2 protein-coding genes and 1 pseudogene are annotated in these 2,194 nt (G+C 69.9%); all 3 read right to left on the reverse strand.

Annotated elements, in window-relative coordinates; genetic code table 11:
* Positions 1 to 850: GlgB N-terminal domain-containing protein (locus tag ACWDEX_RS37135; RefSeq protein WP_450469098.1), on the reverse strand; the 850-nt coding region annotated here is incomplete at its 3' end.
* A 796-nt stretch (positions 851 to 1,646) separates the two neighbouring features.
* Positions 1,647 to 2,003 (reverse strand): annotated as a pseudogene (locus tag ACWDEX_RS37140) (maltokinase N-terminal cap-like domain-containing protein); the annotation flags it as partial.
* Between the two features lie 46 nt (positions 2,004 to 2,049).
* Positions 2,050 to 2,194 (reverse strand): alpha-glucosidase C-terminal domain-containing protein (locus ACWDEX_RS37145; protein ID WP_450469100.1); only part of this gene is annotated, 145 nt, incomplete at its 5' end.

Here is a 2,194-nt window from a genome sequence, read left to right on the forward strand (position 1 = left end):
ACTTGTACAGTTCGCCCGCGCCGATGCCGGGCACGAACAGCTCCCACACCCCCGTCGAACCGAGCGAACGCATCGGATGACCCAAACCGTCCCAGTGGCAGAAGTCCCCGCAGACTCTGACCCCTTGTGCGTTCGGCGCCCAGACAGTGAAGCGAACCCCCTCGACGCCGGCGTGCGTCATCACCCGGGCGCCCAGCGCTCGCCACAGCTCCTCGTGCCGGCCCTCGCCGATCAGATGCAGGTCCAGGGAACCGAGCGTGGGCAGGAAGCGGTACGCGTCCTCGGTGTCCTGGACCGTCTCCTCGTACGCCACCAGCAGCCGGTACTCCGGCACCTCCGGCAGCGGCAGCAACCCCGAGAAGAACCCGTCCCCGTCGTCGTGCAGTTCGGCCCACGCCTCCCCCATGACGACCGTCACCGAAAGGGCGGACGGGCGCAGCGCGCGGAAGACCACACCGCCCGGCACCAGGTGCGCGCCCAGCACCGCGTGCGGGTCATGGTGTGTGCCCGCCAACAGCCGCTCGCGGTCCACGGGCGCCGCCGGCGCGGGTCCCGGTATATCCAAACCTGCGGAGGAGAGGGGCGGTTGGGTGGCGCTGGGAAGGGTCACGGTGTCAGCCTCCTGGGCCGGGGCGTTCGGCGAGGCGTGCGATCGCCGCCATCGGCACGTGTAGCCAGTCGGGGCGGTGGCGGGCCTCGTACAGGACCTCGTACACGGCGCGGTCCGTCTCGTACGCGCGCAGCAACCCGTGTTCCGCCCGTGGGTCCCAGCCCGCCGTCGTGGCGTAGCCCGCGCAGTACGCCTCGCGGCAACGCAAGGCCCACTCGGGACGCCACGGTCGGCGAGCATGGGCCGCGTAGTCGAAGGAGCGGAGCATCCCCGCGACATCGCGTACCGGGGACTGGACACGACGCCGCTCGGGGAGCGGACGAGCCGGTTCGCCCTCGAAGTCGATGACGTGCCACTGGTGTTCGTTCCGTAGCACCTGGCCCAGGTGCAGATCACCGTGGATGCGCTGGGCGGGTCGGGGGGCGTCGAGTGCGGCCGGCTCGGTGAAGGCGGAACGCAACCCGGATGCGTACGCCAACAGTTCCGGTACCGCGTGGATGGCGTTCCGAAGGCGTTCGGCCATTCCGGTCGCGAGCAGTCGGCTCTCGGGCGCGCCCTGGGATTCGACGGGGAACGCCGCCGCGAGCGCGAGGTGCACCTCGGCCGTGGCCTGACCCATCTCGTACGCCTCCCCGGTGAACTCCCGTCCGGACGCGAGCGCGTCGAGCGCCTGCGTCCATCCGTCGGCGGCACCGTGCAGGAACGGCTGGAGCACGCCGAGCGTCGCGGCCCAGGGGCTGGATGTGCGGAACCAGGCCACCGGAGCGAGTACCCGGGTGCAGTCCTGTCTCGCCAGGGCCCAGGGCACCTCAAGGTCCGGGTTGATGCCGGGCTGTATTCGACGGAAGACCTTCAGGATGTACGTTTCTCCGTACACCAGCGAGGAGTTGGACTGCTCGGCTCCGATGAGGCGCGGAGTGAGTCCGGTGGGGATCGTCACCCTCCTGTCGCGTTCGAAGCGCAACGCGCCCACGGTGCTCGGCGTACTCAGCCGCTCCAACAGCAGGGACGCCGAGCGCGGTTCCTGGAGGGCGTCATACACCAATAGCCCGGCCAGGGGGCCCTCCTCCACCCGTCCGAGGACAGCGGGGGACAGCCGCGAAGACACCAAATCCCCTGTTCCGAGAAGGAGTTGGTAGCAGTCATGGTCCGGGGCGGCGTCCGGAGCACGGACCCCGGGCAGTTCTGCGTAGTCGGCACGGATCAGGACATGCAGACAGCCCGGGCGCAGTTCGGTCACCGACAGCAGCGCCACATCCGTGACGGGACGCCCCTTGCCGGCGAACCAGCGCTGTCGCGGCAGCCACTCGCGCAGCAGACCGGAGAGCCAGGGCAGCAGCGAGGCGGAGGTGAGGCTGTCCGGGCGGAGGATTGCGGTCTCGGTCTTCGGCATGGCGTCGCATCCTTTCCGTGGCGGCCGACGGACCAGCGGCTATGAATCAACCGCCCACGAACAGGTTCACCTTGGTGGCCCTGGGAGCGTTTGCGCGGAGGCGGAACCAGTAGAAGCCGTGGCCCGCGAGGGTGAGGAGGTAGGGCAGTTCACCGATGGCGGGGAAGCGGACCTGGCCGATGAGTTCGACG

Source organism: Streptomyces sp. NPDC001020 (genome assembly GCF_053599115.1).